Here is a 21,130-nt window from a genome sequence, read left to right on the forward strand (position 1 = left end):
TAAAGTAGCCCGATTGAGCCGAAAAGTGGTCTTTTAATAGTGAGAAATAGCCTAGTAGAAAATAGGTAGCCTGCTAGTAGCGAAAAGTTGTCGGTTTGAGTCAATAGATAGCCCGCTAGAGCCGAATGGCAGTCCGCAAAGGGATAAGGTATAATGATACCAACAGTCTTTAGGCGGGAGTTTAGTCGGGCTGTAAGAAACTGAATCAGGAGAGTTGCAACTAATGAGAGGATTTAACATATGGCGTCCGATCGTGTTGATCGTGTCCGCGCTGGCTACAAATATGCTGGTTATGAATCTTTGCATCTTGTTCGGCATGCAGCCCGGGCCGGCCGAAAATGTCGGTTTTATTGCCATGATGATCGTCGCACTCGTGATCTATACCCGCTTTACGAAACAGCGCCGCAGAAGATAAATGTAGCTAACCAAATTAAAAAGCACCGGCTTATCTCGATTCTTGTAGAGAGAGCAGGTGCTTTTTCGTTATGGGCCGGGTGAGGCGGATTGCCCGATCGGGATATAATAAAAATGAATGGCAATAATCCAAAGGCAACGGTAAGGAGTGGGTCGTGGTGGCACAATTTTCTGAAATGCAACCCGTTATTTTGAACGAACTGCAACGAATCGAACAAAAGGAGCAGGTTCGTATTCTATTTGCCTGTGAAGCGGGAAGCAGGGCGTGGGGGGTTCCGTCCAAAGACAGCGATTATGATGTGCGGTTTTTGTATCTGCGGCCCATCGATTCGTACTTATCCCTATTCGAGCCCCGGGATGTCATTGAAAGGCCCATCAATAATCAGCTTGATATTCACGGATGGGATTTGAAAAAGGCGCTCTTGCTATTCCGTAAATCGCATCCTCCATTGCTCGAATGGTTGCAATCGCCGATTCAATATTATGAGAAGTATTCCGTTGCCGGACAGATTCGCGATCTGTCCCCTTTATCGTTTTCTCCCCGCTCCTGCATATACCATTATCTTCACATGGCAAAAAGGAACTACAGGGACTATTTGCAAGGAGAAGAGGTCAAAAGTAAGAAGTACCTTTATGTGCTTAGACCCTTGTTGGCGTGCGGCTGGATTGAGAAATACGACAAGATGCCGCCTATGGAGTTCGAAATCATGGTTGAAGATTTGGTGCCTGCGGGTAGCGAACTGAAGGAGGCCGTTCTGATGCTGCTGGACCGCAAAAAGTCCCGGGCAGGACTGGATGATGAATCGAGGCTGCAACGGATCAACGAGTACTTGGAGCAGCGTATCGGATACTTTGAACAGGCGGCAGCCGGTCTTAAGACGGCGGATATCCATCTGGATGACCGGCTGGATCAACTGTTCCGTTCCGCGCTGCAAGAGGTATGGGCATAGCGGCTATTCCAGCGCTTTGATCAATTCAAGGTCGGCACTGCAGAGGATCTCCAGCTTTGAAAATATTTTCTCTGCCGGCCAGTCCCACCATTTCAGGGTTAAAAGATGATCGATGAACTCATCGTCAAAACGCTTCTTGATGATCCGTGACGGATTTCCGCCCGCAATATGATAAGCGGGAATGTCCTTGGTCACGACCGAATTGGCTGCCACGATCGCCCCGTCACCAATATGGATGCCCGGCATCACCGTTACGTTTTGCCCGATCCATACGTCATTGCCGATGACGGTGTCGCCTTTGAACGGCAAATCGTCGAGGGAGGGCGTCGCTTTTTCCCAGCCATGTCCCATGATATTAAAAGGATACGTAGTTACGGAATTCATCCGGTGGTTCGCGCCGTTCATAATAAATTCAACGCCTTTGGCGATGGCGCAAAATTTGCCGATGATCAGCCGATCACCCAGAAATTCGTAGTGGTGAGTGACATGGGATTCGAAATTCTCGGCGCCATCCGCGTCGTCATAATAAGTGTACTCTCCAACGATAATGTTGGGCCTGGTGATCACGTTTTTGATATAGCAGATCTGTTTGATATTTTCATTAGGATAGACGGCACTCGGATCAGGACCGATCTTTTGCATAGATTTTGATCTCCTTCCGGTTTAAGAATCAGTAAGGATGAAACATCGCTGAGGCGTGGGCGTTTTTAAAGGGAACTGAGTCTAGACTAGCGAAAAAATTTACATTAGTAAACTGAAACGAAAAAAAGCACGGACCTCGCGGATCGTTTTTCCGGCCAAGATGAAGATGGGCTTGGGTAGCCTGGTTTACATTTCGGACAACAAGGCAGAGAAGTAGCATTTTCCTTATTGTCAAAATTTTCTGATTCTTTAACCCATTTTCATGGTAAATAAACAAAAATAAAGCAACTTTTAGGAAGGAGTCTTCGTTTTACAAATATAACATCTTAGATATCTAGGATTGCAGAAATAGGAGGAGCAGATGAAAAAACTACTAATATTGACTCTATTGACGTGCAGCTTCTTGGCCGGGTGCGGCAACGCCGGCAATGAGGGCGCAAATGTGAAACAATCGGAAAATCCGGTGCAAGGGGATAACCAACAAGAAAACCAGCCTCAAGCCGATGCGCCTGCAACCGACAAGGATAGCAATAATTCTGCTGAACCCGATACTTCAGTTACGGGAACAAAGGAAGCGTATCTTCAAAAGCTCGATGAAGTCGAAGCGGGGCTTGCGGACCTTGAGGATTTGAATGAGGAAGGAACCACGGCATCGATGAACGAGGCTGCGGCGGAAACTTTCAATCGTTGGGATACGGCGCTCAATGAGATATACGGCGAGCTAAAGAAGCAGCTTTCCGCAAACGAGATGGATGATTTAAAAGAGGAGCAGCGAGATTGGATTAAGCAAAGAGACGAAATAGCGGAGAAGGAAGCCGCGGAATTTAAAGGCGGAACCATGGAGGGTTTGCAATTAGTGTCGACGAAAGCCCGGGTGACGAAGGAAAGATGTTATGAACTGGTAAATCAGTATATGAAATGATTAGTTTCCGAGTAGTTATATACGTATTTTTAGCCAGACGGACGCCACATGGTGTCCGTTTTGTTTTGCGGCGGAATAATCTTTTATGCGTCGATGCATAATTTTGGTCCGGACTGGGAATTTTTATAGTAAAAGATTAATTTATGAGGAGTTGGCGTGGATGAAAACATTGAATGTTGTGGCACTCACTTTATTGATTGTGGGTGGGCTTAACTGGCTGCTGATCGGTCTCTTTCAATATGATTTGGTGGCAGCCATCTTCGGAGGGCAGGACGCCATGTTATCCCGGATCGTTTATGTTATCGTCGGCATTTGTGCCATTTATGCGATCAAATTCTACAACGATGTGAGCGAGGAAAGACGAGCCAGATAATTCACCGAGTCCGCTACTCCCTTGCCATATACGAAAAAGACACCTGCCCGGGTGTCTTTTTCGTTTTTGCGGAATAGCGCTCAAACCGCCTACAGTTCGTCGGCAATCCCCAGCAAGGCAATCCCCGCAATGACGATCATGATGATCGCATATTGCTTTTTGCTCAGCCGCTCTTTAAGGAAGATCCGGGACAGAATCACCGAAAAAATGCTGTAGGAAGCGATCAGCGGCGCGGCGATAATGGCGTTGCTGGACATGGCGAACACATAGAAAAATTGTCCGATCGTTTCGAAGATGGCGGCATACCCTTTTACGCGTTCTTTGAAGAGGTTGAAACTCTGTTTTTTAATGAACCTGAGGTATGTAAAAGCAAGCACGGCGCAAACGAAAAAGGTGAATTCATAGGCGAGCAGGGCCGCGTCTTCGCTGATCAGGTCCATTTCATCCAGATAAATCGCGTCGGCGAATGTTCCGAGCCCGTCGATAATGCAGTAGAGAATCGGGAAGATGATGGCCATAAAGCCGATTTGATATTTCTTGTCTATTTTTGTGCTGCCGGATTGAAGCGCTTCGTGTTCCGCTCTTCTCTCCAGGACGGCAATGGCGACCACGCCGGCGGTAATGATCGTGATGCCCAAAATTTCAACGGCGTTCAAGTTGTGAGTGAAAAACAGGAATAACAGGATGGTCGTGACGGCACCGGAAGAGTTCTGCACGGGCGAAGCAATGGACAATTCAATATACCGGAGTCCGACATAACCGATGGTCATCGACAGGATGTATAGCGTGGATACGGGCAGGTATCGGAACATATCGGCGGGATCGAACGAGATTCCCTGAATGAGCATGTACGATATTGCGTGAATCCCCATCACGAGGCCGACCATAATGACGATTTTGATATGGCTGAACCGGTCGTTGCTGTCGCTCCCTTTTTTATAGAACAGATCCGCGCCTCCCCAGGCGAAGGCGGTGAGTAAGGCAAAAACAAACCACATGGACAATACTCCTTGCTATAAATTAATGACGTTACCCTTGAATAAGCTTTCTCATTATACAGGCTGGTTTAAGAACGGTGTCAATGACAAAAGGGCTTTTTATGATGCTTTATTGCGTAATTAACGGAAAGTGACATTACCTTGAATGGCTATCTGATCGTCACCCTGTCTCCAGGTTTGCCATTCATTCCAGCAGCCGTGCCTAGCTCGGCTCTTTGCTCTTTCGACCAGGCCTCCTTGACAGAAAGGGCGGCTTTTAAGGTATCATCGCATAGGCATGCTATGCGGGCTAGGGAGGTTTCCCGTTAGGAATGTCGAATACAACAAGGTAAGGAATGCGATATCGTATTCGAAATAAAAACGAACTATAGAAACGCGAAATCGTATTCCAAGTTTGATAGAAGGGGCACAGAGGCTTGAAGAACGCAAACTATACTTTAATGGGATTAAGAGGCCTGCTCGCCCTGTCTGTCGTTATTTATCATATCTATGTCTCGGCCGTGCTAGAGGGTTATATTCCCGAGATTCCTAAAGAGAACTTCTTATATTTAATCAATTATGCTGGACCTATTTCCGTGAATCTGTTCTTTGTCATCAGCGGCTATTTAATTACGCAAAGTTTACTGAATAAAAGGACATTTGGAGAGTTTGCCGCTAATCGGTTTCTACGCATATACCCCGTATTTTTTGTTATTCATCTGATCATTTTTATGGTCGGGCCGGTGATCGGCTATAAATGGATGGATGGGATTGGAGCGGGCGAGTATCTCATTCAATTCTTCTCGAACGCATTGCTTTTGCCGGGGATGTTCCCGTTGCCGATCGCACAAATCGTTGCCTGGTCGCTGAGTTACGAGTTGTTCTTCTATATCATTGCAGGCATGTTCTGGTTGATATCCAGGAATTCCAAGCTGCCTAAGGCAGGAAAAGGTCTGCTTTATGCTCTGATGGTTGCCGCCGTAGCGGTCATTATTTACTACCGTAAGGACTTCTCGTTTTTTGCCGTGGGCGTCGCTTTATATTTCGGTCAGAATGGGATAAAAAAACGTTGGAAGCCGATCAAATGGTGTTATTTCAACGGAGTCATTCTGCTGGCGGCTATTTATATTTCCTACTATGCGATGGCATTTCCGATTGCGGTTGCCCTGGTCCTCAGCTTCCTGTTGTTTATTCCGGTCATCATGGAATACGGCTTCTTGTCCTTGTTCTTGCGAACGGGATGGATGCGTTATTTGGGCACAATCAGTTTCAGCCTGTATATGTGGCATACAATGGTAATGTTTCCCTTAAAAATCATCGTTCCCAACATCGGCGGTTTGCTGGGGACGAATGCTCTTGCTTTCAGCATTTACGCTCTTTTATCGCTGGGCATAGCCCTGCTCTTGTCGCATGTGTCCTACCAATATATTGAAGTGAGATTGACGAATGCGCTGAAATCGAAATGGTCAAAAAAGCGTGCCTCATCGATTTGAACGGCCCATTTCATTGACAGAATCGGCGGCGGATGATATCTTCAAGCAGGTATTGATATTCCGTTTAATAATCCGCACGAGAGGTTAAATCCCGGCGAAACTATACCGATACACTTATTAAAAGCTCTTCGGATGAAGAGTTTTTTACATTTTACAGAAAAGAATGTGATGACCTTGATGCAGCTTCGGTTACGACTGCAAAAGAAAGGCTGGCTGGATAAATATTTTACCGGCGAGTCGATGGACTACCGGCAAATTATTGCTTTATTTATTCCGATTCTGATTGATCAGGCCTTTATCGTCGGGCTCAATCTGGTGAACACCGCCATGATCAGTTCGTCCGGCGTGGCTGCCGTCAGCGCGGTCAATATGGTGGATTCGCTGAATATTTTTCTGATCAACGTGTTTGTGGCGGTCGCTACCGGCGGGACGGTGGTAGTAGCGCAGTATAAAGGCAGCGGCAACGACCTGATGGTCTCCAAAGCTTCGGCAAGCTCGGTCACGTCCGTGTCCATGCTGGCTTTGGGGATCGGCCTTCTGATCATGGGCTTTCACAACCCCGTTTTGAATGTGCTGTTCGGTTCGGCCTCGACCGATGTGCTGGACAGCGCCCGGGTGTACCTGATCGGCAGCAGCATTTCCTATGTCGGAATTGCGGTGGTCCAGGCCGTTTGCGGAGCGCTCCGTGGCGTGGGCAAGACCCGGGCCTCGCTGGCCTTGTCGTTGATTATGAACCTCCTGTACGTGTTGTTGAACGTGGTGTTCATCAACGTTCTGGACATGGGCGTGTTCGGAATGACGCTCGCGGTGAACATTGCCCGCTATGTAGGGGCCGCCTGCGCGCTGTTTTACTTGTTCAAATTGGACGCTACGCTGCAATTGCAATTCCGCGACCTGTTTCATATTCCGCTGTCGATGCTTCGCAAAATCATGTTCATCGGCGTGCCGTTTGCGGCGGAGCAGATGTTTTTCAACGGGGGCAAACTGCTGACCCAGGTGTTTATCGTCAGCCTGGGAACTTATGCCATTGCGACCAACGCAATTACCGGCTCGCTCGCCATGGTGTTTCAAATCCCGGCCAGCGCCTTGTCCTTAACGATTGTAACGGTGGTCGGCCAATGCATCGGGCGGGGCAGTATCGCCGATGCCCGGAAGTTTATCAAGTCATTTCTCTGGCTCGGGTCCGCCTCGCTGCTGCTGATTGCCCTGATCCTGATGCCTTTATTCCGCCCGCTGGTCAGTATTTTCAATCCGCCTCCGGAAATCGTGCACGATATTTTCCTGGTGCTGCTGGTCAATACGATCGCCCAGGTTCCGCTGTGGTCCATCAGCTTCATTCTGCCGTCCGCCCTGCGGGCTGCGGGTGATTCGCGGTTTACCTCGATCACGTCGATGATGACGATGTGGCTGTTCCGGGTCATCCTGGGCTACATCCTCGGTATCGTGCTCGGCTTCGGCATTATGGGCGTCTGGCTGGCGATGAACTGCGAATGGGGCGTACGCGGGACCCTCTTCCTGTGGCGTTTCCGCGGCAAGAAGTGGTATGCGCACAAACTGATATAGGCTGCAACAATCCATGTTCATAAAAAAGGCGATCCTTTCGGTAGGGTCGCTTTTTACGTTTAGCTTAATCCGAAGAGATCCTGGCTATATCTATGTAAGCAGGTCTGGGTTTGGGCCCGGATTCGGGCATGTCCGGAAAAAGTTGCAAAAGTACATCATTTTTTCGCAATGGAGCTTCTCTTTAATGGAATTCCTGCAAAAGTACAGGATTAATGGACTCAAACAGACCTTTGTAACCGGAATTAGCCGAAATTGCTGCACAATTGCAGGAATTATCTCTTTTGGTGGCTACTCCTTCGCTAAATCCTGCATTTTTGCAGTATTGGATGGAGTCGTGCTGGAGATGCGTAATTACTTGTCGAATAGAGTAAAGCCGCGCAGTTAACGCCGTTGGATTGGAGATACGCAGTTACTTGCTGTATGAGGTGGATGTGCGACCGGGGACAAAAGTTATCAGCTAAGAATCAGCCATCGGAACTCCCCCGGCGCGACGGCTTATAAGCAGCCTACAAAGGCTGCTTTTTCCGTACCTCCCCCTTTACTTGACGGTCTTGGAAACGTTAGGCCGAGAGAAATTTGTCCATGATCATGAGGCGTGCGTATAACGAAATGCTAAATTCCGTGTACGGCGAGGTTTTACGGATGAGCTTGTCGTGGAAGGCGGCAAAATCGAATAAGTTGCATGACGAAAGACAGTCTGCCGATTCCGGCGGACTGTCAATTTATATCCTAAGCTTTTGCGGGGATCTTGGCGATTGTTTTGCACGCCTTACTCATAATGACGCTGATTTTCCGGTGTCTCACCGTCTTGGTCAGAGGCTGCCGGTATATTTCGTCGGAAGCCGTGAAGGCGGCGTTCAAAGCTGCCGCGATCTGCTGGCTTGCTGCGGATCCCGGCTGATTATAAAAGAGCTTGGCGTTGCGCGTGCATGCCCGGGTTACCCTGGCGGCGAGGCTTCGATACAATTTTCGCTTGCCGGTCTTCCATGACTTCAGCACCCGCAGCGTGTTTTTATAAACTTCAATGCGTTCGGAAGGTGGGCATACGGCAAACAGACTGAGCTCCGGATCAAGAAATCCGTGAGTCTGATAAATCAGCTTCAAATTTTCGTTCCCCTTATCTTCGTTGCGCATGGCGGAAGGATGCTCCTGGTGGTAGCCGATAGTCTCTTCGATGCTAACGAATTTATAACCGCATTTGTGAAGCCGGTAGCCGAGCTCCCAATCTTCCAAACCATGTTTCTGGAACTTTTCGTGGAAACCTCTGACTTGTTTGAACAGTTTTTTTGGCAGGGATAGACAACGGGTTACCGATAGTAGCCAGGGGGCAACATCCGTTTTCTTAAACTGTTGGTTCACGGGATGACCGGCTTCATAAGGCGCAACGACTTTCGCGAGCCGGTCGTTCTGATGGCGGATATCTTCAGGCGTAACAATTTCCAGGGTTTCGGGAGTGCTAAAATAATGGTCCTGCCACAAACCGGTCTTCTTCAATACTTCGGACATGGATACTTTCTCTTGATGCGAAAAATCGGAATGCAGCTGCGTGTAGGCTCCCATCCACAGGTTCGGAATCCCGGAAACAATGCTGTCAGGATGCCGGCTATGGTAGGAGGCGTGGACATTTATAAAGTCGGGCGTGACGAGAAAATCGGGATCGCAGAAAATGATATAGTCTTCTCCGGCTGCGGCAACGCCGATGTTCCGGGCCACCGATCTGCCTTTCGTCTCGTTTACCGAAACAATAACCAGCCGGTAAGGGGCTTGGGAGCGGTACGACCGGAGCTTTTCCAGGGTGTCGTCCTGAGAGCCGTCATCGACTACGATGATTTCAAACTGATCCGGCGGACAGGTCTGCTTTTCGAAGGCGGCTAAAGTCAGCAGCAGTTGAAGAGATCTGTTATAGCAAGGAATAACCACACTGAATTTCATAAATGGAAGGATCACCTCGGGCTTAGTGAATTTGTACTTAGTATACGTACACAATTCAGCCGCGACATGGACTATGGACCAGGGACACGTAATCCGGTGAAAATAAATCGGAAGAGGCTGTCCTTACGAGGGTCTACAGAGGGAGTCCTCAGAGTTTTAAGTAATCCTGTCGTTAGGAGGTCATGGCATCCGCCAATTCCACGAGCTTGTTCATCGTTTTCCAATTCCGGACCGTGGCCTGGACCCCCAGCTTATGGAGATTCACGGCCAGCTTGGAGTCGCGGATGCTGCTCCGGAACAGGAGATACACATCCCGGCCGGCGATGAAGTACAGGTCGTCCCCGTAGTTCACGGCCTTGAGCTTCTCTATGCCGGATGCTTCCGGCGGCTCCGGGAGCATGGCGACATGCAGGCTTTCCCCGACGCAGGTGGCGGCCGCCTCCGCCAGCAGTTCCTCGGAAAAAGGACATTGCCGGGCGATCTTCTTCATTTCCCCGGCCGTTCTCAGAATCACCATCAGCGAGATTCCGAACACCGACTCGATCATTTGCTCGATCTCTTTGCGCAAGGTCGGCTCGTCCTTTTCCGATACAAAAAGAACGTTTCCGCTCTGAATATAGGTTTGCACCCCGGTAAGCCCGATGTTTTCGAGCGCCGTTTTTAGCTCAGCCATCTTGATCTTGTTTTTGCCGCCGACATTAATGCCCCGCAGCAGTGCGATATAGACCGTCATTTCCTTCTTCACTCCCGATTGTCGATTCGATTATCAAGGTAAACGATAACACGATCCTTGTTAAAAAGCGATCACATGGATTCGCCCTTCGGATTTGGATTTCTATAAGGGGTTTCTTTCCAAAAAAGGACATTCGGGGCAGGTCTAGAATTAGTTTAACTCGAATGCATTAACGGGATATAGCAGATCGGAAGGAAAGGCGGTTTCGGAATGCGGGTTCGGTTGAACCGATGGAATACGCTCAGAAATCAGATGTTGGTGGGATTTCTTTTTGTTATGATGATCATCTTGGTCGTGGTCGGCGTCGTCACTTTTGACTCCGTGTCCCGGCTGCTTAAAAACAATGCGGAAAAACATATCCAACAGACGGCGATTCAGGCTAACGGGAGGCTTGAAGCGGTGCTGAGCCAGATCGATTCGCTGACGACCCAGGTCGCTACGGACCAGTATGTCCAGGGGCTTCTGCTCAATGAACGCAACGGGAAGCAGGCGACGTTCTCCGAGCGCCAGCGGCTGCTTACCAGCATTAAAATCGTCCAGACCTATGCGGACGGTATTACCTCGGTCGAGATGTACAGCAGCGAAAACCGGCGGCTGTTTCCGCTGGATGGCAGCAACCTGGACAAGAAGATCAGCCTCGAGTGGATCGTGAAGGCGAGAGAGAGCAAGGGGCGGATCGTGTGGGTCGGCATCGATCCCATGGAACCGGATACGGTGCTGGCGATCCGCAGCATCAGCCTGATGGATCAATGGTTTATGCCGGGCGGTTATCTGCTGGTGCGGATGGACAGGGAAGTGTTCAAAATCAGCGAATCGCTGTCCGGAGAGGCCGGCAAAGAAACGATGCTGGTCATCGGCCAGAATTATACCCTGATCGCCGCCAATGACGAGCGGTTCGCTGCCGTCAATATTAAGCCGTTGATTGAAGCCGACGAGCGCTGGGTGTCAATCGGCAAAGAGAAGTATATGCTGGTCAAGCAACAGTCCGACGTGACGGGCTGGACCTTTCTGATCCTGACTCCGGTGAGCGCCATTACGGACGGAATATCCGTGCTCCGGACGGCGATCCTCGTATCGGCGGGGATCGGTTCCCTGCTGTTTATCGTGCTATCTTTTCTGATGTCCACGATCATCACGCGCCCGATTTTCAAGCTGATCAAGACGATGCGGAGCGCCCGGCTGGGCGGCCTGAAGCCGATCGCCACTCAAATTTCGTCCACAATCGAGATCAACGAGTTGAACCATACGTACAATCAGATGGTTGAGCATATGAATGAACTGATCAAGCTGGTGTATGAAAAAGAAATCATTCAGAGCCGGACCGAGCTAAAGGCGCTGCAGGCCCAGATTCATCCCCATTTCCTGTTCAATACGCTGGAGGCGTTGTACTGGGCGCTGCAAGAAAAACAGGAAGAGGAGCTGGCCGAATACGTGGTGGCGATGGCGGATTTGTTCCGGTACACGATTACCGGGCCGAACAAGGAAGAATGGGTTACTTTGGAGGATGAGCTGGAGCATATCGAGCGCTATCTGTTGATCATGAAAATGCGAATGGGTGAACGGATGACCTGGTCGATTTCATCTCCTTCAGCCTATGCTTCCGTGAAAATGCCGAAGCTGCTGATCCAGCCGCTGGTCGAGAACGCGATTCTTCACGGCATCGAGAGCAAAATCGAAGCCGGGAGCGTATCCGTTACCGTATCGCTTGCGGACGATAACATGCACCTGGTGGTGACGGTGGAGGATGACGGCAAGGGCATCGACGAGGAAATGCTTCGCACCATCGTCACCGCGCTTCACACGGGGACGATTCCGTCCGCGAAGGGATCGGGGATGGGGATTTTCAATGTGCAGCAGCGGTTGAAGCTATATTATGGCGGCGTTACCGGCCTGGAACAACCAGGCTTGACCATCCGAAGCGGCAATCACGGAGGAACCGCCGTTAGTTTGAGACTTCCAATCCAGACGGGAGAGAATTGACATGTTGAATACGAAAACGATCTTGATCGTCGATGACGAGCCCAGAACCCGGCAAGGGCTGAAAAATATGCTTGAGGCGTGGGGTGGCGGCCGCTATGAGGTCAAATCGGCGGACAATGGGCATGATGCGCTCGATATGCTGAAGAGCGAACCGGTTCACCTGCTCATTACCGATATTCGCATGCCGGAAATCAGCGGATTGAATTTGGTCAAGCTGCTGGAGTCGGCCTTACTGACCTATAAACCGGCGGTGATCCTCATATCGGGATACGCCGAATTCGATTATGCCCACCAGGCCATTCAACTCGGCGTGGTCAATTATTTATTGAAACCGATTCGCAAGGACAAGCTGATTGATACGGTGGAACGGGCGCTGGAAGTCGGCGAGGAACGCAGCCGGATCAGCAAGATGAAGCGGATTGTGGACCGCAAGCTGATTCAGGTGACCGAAGAGCAGGAGCCGGTCAGCGAGCAGGTCAAAGAGGCGATTCATTATGTGGAGAATCATCTGGATCAGGGGTTCGGCTTGCGCGAAGTGGCGGAGCATATTCATTTGAATCCGAGTTACTTCAGCGTTCTGTTCAAAGAGCAAATGCAGATGACGTTCATTGAATACGTTACCCGTCTGCGCATTCAGAAGGCCAAAGAACTGCTGCTGCAAACGAGGCTGCCGGTGGCCGAAATCGCCGAGCGCGTCGGCTATCAGACGACTAAATATTTTAACAAGGTGTTCAAGGAATACGAGGGACATAGCCCCGGCCTGTACCGAAACGAAATCAAAAGCCAGGCTCCCGAGGTTTGACGGGTGAAGGCAATTTCCAAATAAAGTGGAACATTACCTAAACGCTGTGCCCTTATGCCCTTCCATGGCAGGGTGCTACACTGGCATCAGAGAGAAAGCGCATACATCTCTCGCGATGATGAAAAGGGGGAACGGCTTAAATGAAAAGAAAGGCGTTTTCAGCAGCATTGCTCTTGCTGGCATTGACACTGATTATGGCCGCTTGCGGCGGCAATGGAAGCAATAGCGGCAACGGCGGAGAGAAGAGCAACAGCCCGAACGGCGCGAACACGTCCACGGGTGATGAGGGCAACAAGACCGACTCGACTGGCGAAAAAGTCACGATCAAAATGATGCATCTGTGGCCGGACGGCAGCAACTCCGCGCAGAACAAGCTGGTTAAGCAAATTATCAGCGAATACGAACAGGCTAATCCGAATGTCAAAGTCGAGACCGAAGTTCTGGAAAATGAGCAGTACAAAAACAAGATCAAAGTACTCTCCGCCTCGAACAGTCTGCCGGATGTAGGCTTCACTTGGGCCGCCGGGTTCCTGGAGCCGTATGTAAAAGGCAACATGTTCGCGCCGCTGGATGATCTCCTGCAAGGGGAACTGAAAGACAAATTCGTAGCCGGCACAACGGAAGCTTATGCCGTGGACGGCAAAACGTATGCGCTTCCAGTCGAGCTAAACATCGTTCCGGTTTATTATAACAAGGAAATTTTCGCAAAATATAATCTTCAGCCGCCTCAAACCTATGAGGAGTTCAAGAACATTATCAAAACGCTGAACGACAATAAAGTGACACCGATCGCCCTCGGTTCCAAGGACGCCTGGACAGGATCGTTCTGGTATATGTACCTGGCCGACCGGATCGGCGGTCCTGATGTGCAGGATCAAGCGGTCGCGAGCAGCACCTTTAACGATCCAAGCTTGATCGAAGCGGCCAAGGAAGCGCAGGAGCTTGTGAAGAGCAATGCGTTCGTCAAAGGATTCAACGGTCTGTCCAACGATGAGGCCAAGTCCGAATTCATGAACGAAAAAGCGGCCATGTACGCTATGGGCACTTGGGAAGTTCCGAACTATACGACCAACCCGGACATTCCGCAGGAATTCAGGGATAAAATCGGGTTCTTCAAATTCCCGACCATCGAAGGCGGAAAGGGCAATATCAATGATTGGGTCGGGGGAGTCGGGGTCGGACTATTCGTATCCGAAAACTCCAAGGTAAAGGAAGAAGCCAAGAAATTCGTCAGCTTCTTCGTCCAGCGGTGGGGAGAGTTGTCCGTGACCGACGCGGGAATCATCCCGGGTACGAAGGTGGATACTTCCAGCGTGAATTTGCCGCAGATGTTCATCGATGTTCTGAACGAACTCAATAACGCAAGCAAAGTCATCCTGTACCTGGACGTTCAAATGAAGCCGGTTGCTTCGGAAGAACATCATAATCTGATTCAAGCGCTTCTCGGCAATGCGGTCACTCCGGAAGAGTTCGCCCAGAAACAGGAAGATGTATTGAAGACAGGAAAATAATACCGGCGGGGAGCAGCGGGAAAGGACGGACCGGATCTCGGTCTTGTCTTTTTCTCTTTCCCGGTAAGGAGGACCCGCTTTATGGATAAAGTCATGTCCAACAAAAAAATCATCGCCCTGTACGTGCTGCCGGCGTTGCTGCTGATATTAACGATTATTTATACGCCCATCGTGCTGACAGGCTATTACGGCCTTATGGAATGGGACGGTGTCAGCGCCATGTCCTTTATCGGACTGGAAAATTACGCCACACTGATGAAAGACGGCGCCTTCTGGAGCAGCGTGTATCATTCGTTTCTATTCGCACTGCTATCGACCGTGAGTTTGGCCGTCTATATGTTGATTTCTCTGATCTTGGCCGGCAGCATCAAAGGGGCGGGACTGCTGCGGAAAATTTACCTGATTCCAATGCTGTTGTCTTCGGTAGCCATCGCGCAGCTCTGGCTGAAAATATACCATCCGACCAATGGCATGCTTAACGCATTCCTCAGTTCTATTGGCGTCGAGAATACGCCGGCCTGGCTATCGGATACGAAGCTGGTGCTCGGCGCGTTGTTCGTGCCGATTTTGTGGCAGTATGCGGGATTTTACATTCTGATCTATTATGCGGCATTGAAAAATATCCCGGCCTCGTTGGTCGAAGCGGCCCGGATCGACGGTGCGAATCCTTGGCAGATTGCGCTCAAAATCAAATTGCCGTTGATTTCGGAAGTCATTAAAGTGACGATCGTGCTGGCGGTAGTCGGCTCTTTGAAATATTTCGACCTGATCTATGTCATGACGGACGGGGGGCCGAACGGGGCCAGCGAAGTAATGGCGTCCTATATGTACCACAAAGCATTCCGCGGATTCGACTTCGGTTATGGCAGCGCGATCGGCTTCTTCCTGCTGATCATTTGCATGCTGGCGACGTGGGGAATTCGCAAACTGACCGCTTCCGATGACACGATCCAATATTCCTGAGCGTAGTAGGAGGGATTTCTTTGAAAACCGCAACTTCGGCCGCGTCTCCGACCGCCGGAACAGAGCCGGCCTTACGATCGGCGGGTACCAAAATCGGCTATGGCATTTTATATTTCGTGCTCTATAGCGCCGCTATCATTCAGATGATTCCCCTGGTCTGGTTGCTGTTCTTCTCGTTGAAGAACAACCAGGAGGTGTTTAACCTGCCGCCGCTGGCCTTGCCGAAACATCCCAAGTGGGAGAACTACCAGAATGTCTGGTCGCAGGGAAACATTGAGCGGTATTTTTTAAACAGCGTTTGGATCACGATCATCGCCGTAGTGCTTACCATACTGCTTGCCAGCTTCGTGACTTACGCAATTACGCGGATGCGCTGGAAACTGCGGCCGTTGGTCCTCGGGCTGTTCATGACCGGGATGATGATCCCGGTGCATTCGACGCTGATTCCGCTCTTCAACCTGTTTCAAAAAGTTGGATTGACGGACTCGCAGCTTAGTATTATCCTTTCCTATACAGCGTTCAATCTTCCTATTACGATCATGATATTGCTGGGGTTCTATTACGCGTTGCCGCGAGAGGTCGAAGAGGCCGCCATCATGGATGGCTGTACGGTGAACCGGATGTTTTTCCGGATCGTGCTGCCGATGACCCTTTCGGTGATCGTGACTGCAGCGATCATCAATATGATTTACAACTGGAACGAATTCATTTTCGTCAATACCTTCATCAGCTCGGACAACCTGAAGACGCTCACCGTGGGCGTACAGAACTTCGTCGGCCAATATACGACGGACTGGGGAGCGATCGGGGCGACATTGATGATCAGCATTTTGCCGATTCTGATCGTGTTCTTGCTGCTCAGCAACAAGATTGTGGAGGGAATCGCTGCTGGATCCGTAAAAGGTTAATAAAGGAGATGTCCACATCATGCCCAACTTCGAAATCATCAACGAAGTCAACACCGACAGGAAAGCGGTTGCATTCACGTTCGATGACGGCCCGAATCCCGTATATACTCCCCAGGTACTGGAGATCTTCTCCGAAGCCGGGGCGAAAGCGACCTTTTTTATGATCGGAAGTCAAATGGAACTGCATCCCGAATTGGTGAAGCTTGCTTATGAGCAAGGGCATGAGATCGGAAATCATACCTTTACCCATCCAAGTTTACCGGAACTGCACAAGCAGGAAATCAAAGATGAGCTGATTCAAACGGACAGCCTGATCGAGAAGATCACAGGAACCAGGCCGCAAGTATTCCGTCCGCCTTATTTTGCTTATAATGAACAGGCGGCCGGGATCGTCGGTGAGATGGGATACCCGGCGATCGGCGCCGTCAACGGGGATGCGACCGACTGGGAGATGCCGGGCGTGGAGCATATCGTCGATAAGAGCCGGGAGCAGGTAAGACCGGGTAGCATTTTAATATTCCATGATGGTTATGACGACCGGTCCCAAACCGTGGAGGCCGTCCGTATTCTCGTAAAGGAACTGACCGCGGATGGATATGAATTGTTGACGGTCAGCGAACTGCTCCGTTCCTAGGTAAATTTAAACCCGGCACCGGATGAATCCGGTGCCGGGTTATTTATGGGGATTGATTTTGTGAGGTTTTAATAGATTCATAAATATTACTGGTGTATCCGGTAATGGCCTCATCGTAGTCCGGATATGAATATCCGAGAGTTCCAGCCACGGCTTGCGCGTACTTCCTGAATAATTCATAACACGCAAACAGGGACTTCCACATGTTCTGGTAGCTATTCCCGGAATAGGTTGCTAACAAATCCCCCCAGTCTTTATTGGGAAGGTAACGACCGATGAATTTATAATTTTTTCCCAAGCTGAAGGTATAGCCTTGCCTCGATCCGATCTCCCAAGCCATCATTCTTAATAAATTGGGCCGGGCAATCTCGTTTAAATGGTCGATGGCAAACAGTATTTCATTTCTCGCCAACCCTTTTACTACGTAGGTAGATACCATCCAGAATTCATTGCAACAATCATCGAATTCCCTCGCGGTCGGCTTCTTGATCCAATACTGCCTGTCATTGGGGTGAATTTCCTCTTTTACGAGGTCATCCTTATCAAGTAGAATCCCCACCAGACCGTCGCTATTTTCAAAATAATCTTCAGCTTCGCCGATCGGAATCAAAGTCAGGTCGAGCTTGCGGCCATCTTCAAAAAGAATGATATAGGAGAACCAATTGCCTAATTCCGGAGGGAAGAGTTCCATGTCTTCCGGTTTTTGCATCATCATACGCTGGCCAAAGTCATCCAGCCACCGATCATTTTCTTTGAAAAAATCCATCTCGGTCACAAAATAGGAAATATCAAAATCCTGAAACGCATCTCGGGGAATATGCTCGTTGGTACGAGACCCCTCCAGCGTTACAAGTCGTATCCGATCCTCTCCGGCAGCAAAATCAATAAGCATGTCCATCATTTCCCGCTCGCTTCTCATCGTGATGATACCTCCTTCTTTATCCTTAAAGTTACATATTTTATAGAATACAGGCGAAAAATCACTCCGCAAATCTTTTATTTTAAAATTTTGACGTTCTATGCAGGAAAAGCCTAAGATTCCTCTGTTCATTTGATTTATTGTCATATTATAATCACTACAGACAACCATGGCAGTCATTATGAGAGCGGAAGTGAGAACATTGTATCTAGAAGGCAGCTACAACTCCTATATCATTGCGTTATCCGTCTTCATAGCGATTGTGGCTTCGTATTCGGCTTTAACGATTACGTCGAGGATTTCACGAGAGACGGGGAGTGCCCGCTTTTATTGGATACTGTGTGGTTCTTTCGTCATGGGGACAGGGATCTGGGCGACACATTTCGTCGGTATGCTGGCGTTTCATTTGAAGCTTACCGTTAAATATCATATTTGGCTTACTTTTTTCTCATTGATAGTCAGCGTTTTTGCTTCATTAATCGCTTTTTATTTCACGCTTCGTAAGAAGATAGATTGGAGGAAATTCGCCATCGGAGGTTTTGCGATGGGGGGCGGGATCTCCGCTATGCATTATGTGGGAATGGAAGCGATGATGATGCCTGCCCATATCTCCTATAATCCCCTGTATTGGGTTTTGTCTGTTTGCATCGCTCTGTCTGCGTCCTATGCGGCGCTTCTGCTGCTCCATCGTTTTCGGAACCATTACGGGACGAGCTGGTTGAAATGGATGTCCGCCGGGTTGATGGGATTAGCCATTTGCGGGATGCACTATGCGGGAATGAAAGCGGCCCGGATTGTCGGACACCCGGATTTGGTGTTGCATAAGGATCCGATCGCGGACTATACATTATTGCTCGGCGTGAGTATCGTGATATTCAGTATTTTTCTGGTTTCCTGGGGAGCGTTATTTTTCGACCGGTATTATCTTGAAAAAATGGCTTACCTGGATACGATCACGGGGCTTCCGAACCGGAATGAAATGAATCGGTTTTTTGATATCCATAACGGGGATGAGAGTATAGGCGTACTCTTTCTGGACATGGACCAGTTCAAAACGGTCAATGATACCCTGGGTCATCATATCGGAGATTTGCTTATTCAGCAAGTAGGCTATCGGTTGAGCAAATTTGTCCATAGTGGCTTGGAAGTGTTCCGGATGGGGGGCGACGAGTTTTTGGTGACGGTTGCGCCTTGCGATCCGGAGCAAGCCAAGGGACTCGCGGAAGAAATTTTGAGGAGCATCAAGAAAGTCTATTCTATTCAAGGGAACCAATTATACATAACGGCAAGCATTGGCATCAGCATTAGTTCCGCCCGGGAGACGGACCGGTCGGTGCTGCTCAAATTCGCCGATACGGCGATGTATCGAGCCAAGGGGGCGGGCAAGAACCAATATTGCGTATACAGCGAGGACATGGGATTTCAGGAGCTCCGGAAAATGGAACTGGAGAAAGACCTGTACCTGGCTTTGGATAATGAACAATTTTATCTGGTGTATCAGCCGAGATGGAATGTGAAGGAGAACGGCTTGGCCGGCTGGGAAGCCTTGATCCGGTGGAATCATCCCCGTCTTGGCGTGATATCGCCTTATGAATTTATTCCGATCGCGGAGGAAACCGGACTGATCGTCCCGATAACCCGCTGGACTTTAAAGCAAGCTAGCCTTCAGTGCAGGGAATGGCATTCCCGGGGAGTGAAGCAACCCGTTTCCGTCAATCTCTCGGTTCGTTTGTTTCAGACGGAAAGTTTGCAGGAAATGGTTCAAAGTACTTTGAAAGAGGCGGATCTCGACCCCCTCTGGATGGAACTGGAGATTACGGAATCGATGGTGCTGCACGACATCCATGAAATCATCGCTCAAGTCGAAAGCATCCGGAGTATGGGAGTGAAGTTTGCGATGGATGATTTCGGAACAGGCTATTCCTCCATCGGATTGCTTGACCGGATTCCTCTGGATACGCTCAAACTGGACCGCTTGTTTACGAACAATCTGGAAATTCCGACCAAACGGGGGATTATCAGCGCTATTATTATGATGGCGGAGAATCTTGAGTTGGAGATCGTCGCCGAAGGCGTCGAGAACCAGGAGCATGTCGACTTTTTGATGCAGCTTGGTTGCCACGTCATGCAAGGGTACTACTACGGCAGGCCGATGGGCATAGAGGAAATTGAAGAGTGGATGAAGCAGAGGAGCATTTTATAATGATATCCGATACACGGACATTGCATAGGAAAATACTAAATACCTACTGGGCTATTTTCGGCATCTCGATTATGGCGGAACTGGTTGCCCTTTACTTCAAAGTGACGATCGAGCCTGACCGCGTCCGGTACTATATCATCTATGCGATGCTGGTTCCTTCGGTCATTCAGCTCTTTATGCTGGGAATCAACGAGGCTGCTTACCGGTTCAGGATAGAGTGGAAGCTGCTGATTATTTTTAGCGGGACTTGCATCGCCTCCGCCCTACTGATTGCCAACCAGAGTATTCATTTGCAGTACATTCTTCTGCTTCCCTTAATGATCTCGATGTTCTGTTTCCATTTAAGAGTGCTTTATTTTGCTTTTACGATAAATATGGGGGCATTTGGAGTCCTGTACGGGGTGTCTCCGCAGTTCCGGGAAGGCCTGGGGCGATATGAACTGTCGGCGTTTATTTTTATCATGATCGCGATGCTTTACATCTTGCGGGGAATCATTCAGAGAGGCGAGGAGCTTTGGAACGACCTCAAGCGCATGACGAGGACCGAACAGGAGTTGCTCGTCAAAAATGCGGAAATGAACCGGATGCTAAAAATCGATGCGCTGACCGACCTGTACAATCACAAGACGCTGCATGAATATCTGGACCAACTGATCGAGCAGAGCAATAACTGCATCATGCCTTTACAGCTCGCAGTCATTGATATCGACGATTTCAAGGGGGTTAACGATAAGTTCGGCCACGCCGTCGGGGACGTAATTCTGAACCGGGTGGCATGTACCTTGAAGGAGTCTTTTTCCGATAATGAAATTATCGGCCGGTACGGCGGCGAAGAATTCGTCGTCATCTTTCCGGGGAAAACGCTAAGGGAGGCTTATCGCGAAACCGAGAGAGCTAGGGAGAACATTTGGCGACTTCAGCATGCGGAAATGAACGGCCGCCGGGTATCGGTCAGCATTGGCTTGGCCGAATACCAGGAAGGCCGGACCCGGTCGGACTTGTTCGACCAGGCGGACACGCTCCTTTATGCGGCGAAGAAAAACGGAAAAAACCGGACCATGCTGCAAGCCATCTGATGGCGTTGTTCAGGCAGCAGGGTCCGGATGGATGTCAAGTTTAGCAGCGAGGCTAGTCACGTATTGGTGCTCAGTCGTATGCCTTGATTCTGGAACATACCGTGCTACCTTCTGCTAAACGTGGTTATATGCCGG

19 protein-coding genes are annotated in these 21,130 nt (G+C 49.6%); 14 read left to right on the forward strand and 5 right to left on the reverse strand.

Annotated features, from left to right (window positions below; genetic code table 11):
• Window positions 1–223: 223 nt before the first annotated feature.
• Both DFP94_RS16360 and DFP94_RS16365 read left to right on the forward strand, forming a co-directional pair.
• A complete protein-coding gene (locus DFP94_RS16360; protein ID WP_114497531.1) occupies window positions 224–415 on the forward strand; it encodes a hypothetical protein in 192 nt (63 codons plus the stop codon).
• Between the two features lie 175 nt (window positions 416–590).
• On the forward strand, window positions 591–1,364 hold the full coding sequence (locus DFP94_RS16365) for a nucleotidyltransferase domain-containing protein (RefSeq protein WP_114497570.1): 774 nt from the start codon (window positions 591–593) through the stop codon (window positions 1,362–1,364).
• Window positions 1,365–1,367: 3 nt separating this feature from the next.
• On the opposite strand, the gene DFP94_RS16370 is transcribed toward DFP94_RS16365, so the two are convergent.
• Window positions 1,368–2,006 (reverse strand): Vat family streptogramin A O-acetyltransferase, encoded by a 639-nt coding sequence (locus DFP94_RS16370; protein WP_114497532.1) that lies wholly within the window; start codon window positions 2,004–2,006, stop codon window positions 1,368–1,370.
• A gap of 361 nt (window positions 2,007–2,367) precedes the next feature.
• Between DFP94_RS16370 and DFP94_RS16375 the strand changes: the two genes are divergently transcribed.
• The gene (locus DFP94_RS16375; RefSeq protein WP_114497533.1) at window positions 2,368–2,928 is read left to right on the forward strand and encodes a lysozyme inhibitor LprI family protein; all 561 of its coding nucleotides are present in this window, start codon (window positions 2,368–2,370) and stop codon (window positions 2,926–2,928) included.
• A gap of 160 nt (window positions 2,929–3,088) precedes the next feature.
• Window positions 3,089–3,301 (forward strand): DUF378 domain-containing protein, encoded by a 213-nt coding sequence (locus DFP94_RS16380; protein ID WP_114497534.1) that lies wholly within the window; start codon window positions 3,089–3,091, stop codon window positions 3,299–3,301.
• 89 nt (window positions 3,302–3,390) lie between these two features.
• On the opposite strand, the gene DFP94_RS16385 is transcribed toward DFP94_RS16380, so the two are convergent.
• Window positions 3,391–4,299, reverse strand: coding sequence for a DMT family transporter (locus DFP94_RS16385; protein ID WP_114497535.1), 909 nt, complete (start codon window positions 4,297–4,299; stop codon window positions 3,391–3,393).
• A 416-nt stretch (window positions 4,300–4,715) separates the two neighbouring features.
• On the opposite strand from DFP94_RS16385, the gene DFP94_RS16390 reads away from it, so the two are divergent.
• Both DFP94_RS16390 and DFP94_RS16395 read left to right on the forward strand, forming a co-directional pair.
• Window positions 4,716–5,771: an acyltransferase family protein gene (locus DFP94_RS16390; protein WP_114497536.1), complete on the forward strand. Its 1,056-nt coding sequence runs from the start codon at window positions 4,716–4,718 to the stop codon at window positions 5,769–5,771.
• Window positions 5,772–5,948: 177 nt separating this feature from the next.
• Entirely contained in the window at window positions 5,949–7,334 is a 1,386-nt protein-coding gene (locus DFP94_RS16395; RefSeq protein WP_114497571.1) for an MATE family efflux transporter, read from the forward strand.
• Window positions 7,335–8,063: 729 nt separating this feature from the next.
• Here the strand turns inward: DFP94_RS16395 and DFP94_RS16405 are convergent.
• The gene (locus tag DFP94_RS16405; RefSeq protein WP_114497538.1) at window positions 8,064–9,266 is read right to left on the reverse strand and encodes a glycosyltransferase family 2 protein; all 1,203 of its coding nucleotides are present in this window, start codon (window positions 9,264–9,266) and stop codon (window positions 8,064–8,066) included.
• A gap of 172 nt (window positions 9,267–9,438) precedes the next feature.
• Window positions 9,439–9,999: a DUF1697 domain-containing protein gene (locus DFP94_RS16410; RefSeq protein WP_114497539.1), complete on the reverse strand. Its 561-nt coding sequence runs from the start codon at window positions 9,997–9,999 to the stop codon at window positions 9,439–9,441.
• Between the two features lie 210 nt (window positions 10,000–10,209).
• Between DFP94_RS16410 and DFP94_RS16415 the strand changes: the two genes are divergently transcribed.
• The 6 genes from DFP94_RS16415 to DFP94_RS16440 all read left to right on the forward strand — a co-directional run bounded on the left by DFP94_RS16415 (window position 10,210) and on the right by DFP94_RS16440 (window position 16,797).
• Complete coding sequence (locus DFP94_RS16415; protein ID WP_114497540.1) at window positions 10,210–11,979, forward strand: sensor histidine kinase; 1,770 nt, start codon at window positions 10,210–10,212, stop codon at window positions 11,977–11,979.
• Between the two features lies 1 nt (window position 11,980).
• The gene (locus DFP94_RS16420) at window positions 11,981–12,781 is read left to right on the forward strand and encodes a response regulator transcription factor (protein WP_114497541.1); all 801 of its coding nucleotides are present in this window, start codon (window positions 11,981–11,983) and stop codon (window positions 12,779–12,781) included.
• Between the two features lie 140 nt (window positions 12,782–12,921).
• Window positions 12,922–14,292: an extracellular solute-binding protein gene (locus DFP94_RS16425; RefSeq protein WP_114497542.1), complete on the forward strand. Its 1,371-nt coding sequence runs from the start codon at window positions 12,922–12,924 to the stop codon at window positions 14,290–14,292.
• 81 nt (window positions 14,293–14,373) lie between these two features.
• A complete protein-coding gene (locus tag DFP94_RS16430; RefSeq protein WP_114497543.1) occupies window positions 14,374–15,255 on the forward strand; it encodes a carbohydrate ABC transporter permease in 882 nt (293 codons plus the stop codon).
• 20 nt (window positions 15,256–15,275) lie between these two features.
• Window positions 15,276–16,163, forward strand: coding sequence for a carbohydrate ABC transporter permease (locus DFP94_RS16435; RefSeq protein WP_114497544.1), 888 nt, complete (start codon window positions 15,276–15,278; stop codon window positions 16,161–16,163).
• 19 nt (window positions 16,164–16,182) lie between these two features.
• On the forward strand, window positions 16,183–16,797 hold the full coding sequence (locus DFP94_RS16440) for a polysaccharide deacetylase family protein (RefSeq protein WP_114497545.1): 615 nt from the start codon (window positions 16,183–16,185) through the stop codon (window positions 16,795–16,797).
• Between the two features lie 43 nt (window positions 16,798–16,840).
• Here DFP94_RS16440 and ant(6) read toward each other — a convergent pair whose 3' ends face one another.
• Window positions 16,841–17,716 (reverse strand): aminoglycoside 6-adenylyltransferase, encoded by an 876-nt coding sequence (ant(6), locus tag DFP94_RS16445; protein WP_114497546.1) that lies wholly within the window; start codon window positions 17,714–17,716, stop codon window positions 16,841–16,843.
• Window positions 17,717–17,909: 193 nt separating this feature from the next.
• On the opposite strand from ant(6), the gene DFP94_RS16450 reads away from it, so the two are divergent.
• Both DFP94_RS16450 and DFP94_RS16455 read left to right on the forward strand, forming a co-directional pair.
• Window positions 17,910–19,919: a bifunctional diguanylate cyclase/phosphodiesterase gene (locus DFP94_RS16450; protein ID WP_342768259.1), complete on the forward strand. Its 2,010-nt coding sequence runs from the start codon at window positions 17,910–17,912 to the stop codon at window positions 19,917–19,919.
• Complete coding sequence (locus DFP94_RS16455; RefSeq protein WP_114497548.1) at window positions 19,919–20,995, forward strand: GGDEF domain-containing protein; 1,077 nt, start codon at window positions 19,919–19,921, stop codon at window positions 20,993–20,995. The genes DFP94_RS16450 and DFP94_RS16455 overlap by 1 nt, the downstream gene beginning before the upstream one ends.
• Window positions 20,996–21,130 lie beyond the last annotated feature (135 nt).

The organism is Fontibacillus phaseoli (genome assembly GCF_003337355.1).
Lineage (GTDB): Bacteria > Bacillota > Bacilli > Paenibacillales > Paenibacillaceae > Fontibacillus > Fontibacillus phaseoli.

Excerpts from the sequence above, each read along its gene's own strand:
- DFP94_RS16360 (WP_114497531.1), top strand. The coding sequence starts at position 224 with ATGAGAGGATTTAACATATGGCGTCCGATCGTGTTGATCGTGTCCGCG.
- DFP94_RS16365 (WP_114497570.1), top strand. The coding sequence starts at position 591 with ATGCAACCCGTTATTTTGAACGAACTGCAACGAATCGAACAAAAGGAG.
- DFP94_RS16370 (WP_114497532.1), bottom strand. The coding sequence starts at position 2,006 with ATGCAAAAGATCGGTCCTGATCCGAGTGCCGTCTATCCTAATGAAAAT.
- DFP94_RS16375 (WP_114497533.1), top strand. The coding sequence starts at position 2,368 with ATGAAAAAACTACTAATATTGACTCTATTGACGTGCAGCTTCTTGGCC.
- DFP94_RS16380 (WP_114497534.1), top strand. The coding sequence starts at position 3,089 with ATGAAAACATTGAATGTTGTGGCACTCACTTTATTGATTGTGGGTGGG.
- DFP94_RS16385 (WP_114497535.1), bottom strand. The coding sequence starts at position 4,299 with ATGTGGTTTGTTTTTGCCTTACTCACCGCCTTCGCCTGGGGAGGCGCG.
- DFP94_RS16395 (WP_114497571.1), top strand. The coding sequence starts at position 5,949 with ATGCAGCTTCGGTTACGACTGCAAAAGAAAGGCTGGCTGGATAAATAT.
- DFP94_RS16405 (WP_114497538.1), bottom strand. The coding sequence starts at position 9,266 with ATGAAATTCAGTGTGGTTATTCCTTGCTATAACAGATCTCTTCAACTG.
- DFP94_RS16410 (WP_114497539.1), bottom strand. The coding sequence starts at position 9,999 with ATGACGGTCTATATCGCACTGCTGCGGGGCATTAATGTCGGCGGCAAA.
- DFP94_RS16415 (WP_114497540.1), top strand. The coding sequence starts at position 10,210 with ATGCGGGTTCGGTTGAACCGATGGAATACGCTCAGAAATCAGATGTTG.
- DFP94_RS16420 (WP_114497541.1), top strand. The coding sequence starts at position 11,981 with ATGTTGAATACGAAAACGATCTTGATCGTCGATGACGAGCCCAGAACC.
- DFP94_RS16425 (WP_114497542.1), top strand. The coding sequence starts at position 12,922 with ATGAAAAGAAAGGCGTTTTCAGCAGCATTGCTCTTGCTGGCATTGACA.
- DFP94_RS16430 (WP_114497543.1), top strand. The coding sequence starts at position 14,374 with ATGGATAAAGTCATGTCCAACAAAAAAATCATCGCCCTGTACGTGCTG.
- DFP94_RS16440 (WP_114497545.1), top strand. The coding sequence starts at position 16,183 with ATGCCCAACTTCGAAATCATCAACGAAGTCAACACCGACAGGAAAGCG.
- DFP94_RS16455 (WP_114497548.1), top strand. The coding sequence starts at position 19,919 with ATGATATCCGATACACGGACATTGCATAGGAAAATACTAAATACCTAC.